2 protein-coding genes are annotated in these 2,299 nt (G+C 71.7%); one reads left to right on the top strand and one right to left on the bottom strand.

The annotated features are described in order from the left end of the window. On the bottom strand, nucleotides 1-772 hold a 772-nt coding region (locus tag AC1D2K_RS33625), incomplete at its 3' end, for a transglutaminase family protein (RefSeq protein WP_478094631.1). A gap of 166 nt (nucleotides 773-938) precedes the next feature. Between AC1D2K_RS33625 and AC1D2K_RS33620 the strand changes: the two genes are divergently transcribed. Beyond that, nucleotides 939-2,299 (top strand): ComEC/Rec2 family competence protein (locus AC1D2K_RS33620; RefSeq protein WP_478094633.1); only part of this gene is annotated, 1,361 nt, incomplete at its 3' end.

Genomic DNA, 2,299 nt, shown 5'->3' with positions numbered 1-2,299 from the left:
GGATGTGGCCTTCGCCGGCCAGCAGGCCCGAGGTGGCGTCGAGTCCGATCCAGCCCGCCCCCGGCAGGTAGACCTCGCACCAGGCATGCAGGTCGGTGAAGTCGACCGTGGTGCCGCTCGGGCCGTCGAGCGCCTTGACGTCGGGCGTGAGCTGGATCAGGTAGCCCGACACGAAGCGCGCCGCCAGGCCGCAGTGGCGCAGCAGCTGCACCAGCAGCCAGCCGGAGTCGCGGCAGGAGCCCGAGCCGTTGGTCAGCGTCTCCTCGGGCGTCTGCACGCCGGGTTCCATGCGGATCAGGTAGTTGACGTCCTGCTGCACCTGCTGGTTGATGCCGACCAGGAAGTCGATGGTGCGCTGTGCCTTGCGGTCGACCTTCTCGAGGTAGGCCTGCACCAGCGGCGTGGCCGCGTCGGCCACCAGGTAGGGCGCCAGCTCCTGCGCCTGCGCCTCGGTGTACTCGAAAGGGAAGTTCTCGGCCTGGGGCTCGAGGAAGAAATCGAAGGGGTTGTAGACCGCCATCTCGACCACGAGGTCGACCGTGACCTTGAATTCGCGCGTCTTCTCGGGGAACACCAGTCGCGCCTGGTAGTTCGCGAACGGGTCCTGCTGCCAGTTGACGAAGTGCTCTTCGGGCTCGACCCGCAGCGAGTACGAGATCACGTTGCTGCGGCAATGCGGCGCCGGACGCAGGCGGACCACCTGGGGGCCGAGTTGCACCGGACGGTCGTACTTGTAGTGGGTGACGTGGTGTAGGGCGGCGTGGATGGACATTGTTTCTCGGTGCGTCGAGGATGCCTCGGGATGAGTCGCATACTAGCCGACACAGAAAGCAATTTGCGCGCCAAAGAAGCGCACAAGGGAGTGAGTTGCAGATGGAATCGGGAGTCGTCTCGTGACGGCCGGGCGGCGGACGCGCGCCCTGGCGGTCTTCGCCGCGATGGCGGGCTCGGTGCTCGGCGCTGCGCTGCAGCTGCAGCAGGCGGCGCTGTGGCACTGGGCGTTCTATGCGGGCCTGCTCACGCTGGCCGCGTGCGGCTGGCTGGGGCTCGGTGCGCTGCGCTGGCCATCGGCGCTGTGGCTGCCGGCGGCGCTGCTGCTGGGCGCGATGGCCGGTGGCGGCTCGGCGGGCTGGCGCGCCGCGGCCTACTCGGCCGGCGCCCTGTCGCCCGCCATCGAGGGACGCGATCTGCTGGTGGAGGGCCGGGTCGCGAGCATGCCCCAGCTTGGCGCCGGCGCGACCCGGTTCGCGTTCGAGCTCGAGTCGGCGCGCTGGGTCCAGGCGGCGGACGCCGGCGACGGCCCGCCGCCGCAGGTGCCATCGCGCGTCTCGCTGGGCTGGTACGACACGTCCACGGGCCCTTGGGCGCGTCCGGCCGAGGAGGCCGTCAAGCCGGCGCCGCTGCACGCGGGCGAGCGCTGGCGCTTCGCGGTGCGGCTGCGGGCGCCGCATGGCAGCCTCAACCCGCATGGTTTCGACCATGAGCTTCGCCTGTGGGAGCAGGGCGAGCACGCGACCGGCCAGGTCCGCACCGGGGCCCGCGATCCCGCGCCGGAGCGCCTGGGCTCGACCTGGCGCCATCCGGTCGAGCGCTTGCGCGAATCGGTGCGCGATGCCGCTTTCGAGCGTATCGACGACCCGCGCCGGGCCGGCGTGGTCGCGGCGCTGGTCACGGGCGACCAGAACGCGATCGAGCGCACCGACTGGGACGTCTTCCGCGCCACCGGTGTCGCCCACCTGATGTCGATCTCCGGCCTCCACATCACGATGTTCGCCTGGCTCGCCACCGCGCTCGTCGGCGCCTTGTGGCGCCGCAGCGGCCGCCTGATGCTGCGCTGGCCGGCGCAGCATGCCGCGCTGGTCGGGGGCGTGCTCCTGGCCGCGCTCTATGCGGTGTTCAGCGGCTGGGGCGTGCCTTCGCAGCGCACCGTGCTGATGCTCACCGCCATCGGGCTGCTTCGCTTCACGGGCCGGCGCTGGCCCTGGCCCTTCGTCTGGCTCTTCGCCTGCGCCGTCGTGGTCGCGGCCGACCCCTGGGCCCTGATGCAGGCGGGCTTCTGGCTGAGCTTCGTCGCCGTCGGCGTGCTGTTCGCCTCCGACGGCGCGGCGCCCGCCGACGCGCCGGCAGGCCTCGCCGGGCGCCTGCTGCGCCTGCTGCGCGAGCAATGGGTCGTGACGCTGGCGCTGACGCCGCTCACGCTGCTGCTGTTCCAGCAGGTCTCGGCCGTCGGCCTGCTGGCCAACGCGATCGCGATTCCCTGGGTCACGCTGGTCGTGACGCCGCTGGCGATGCTCGGCGT

This window comes from Variovorax sp. P1_H12_2, from assembly GCF_056405335.1.
This window is presented reverse-complemented; position numbering and strand designations above follow the sequence as displayed.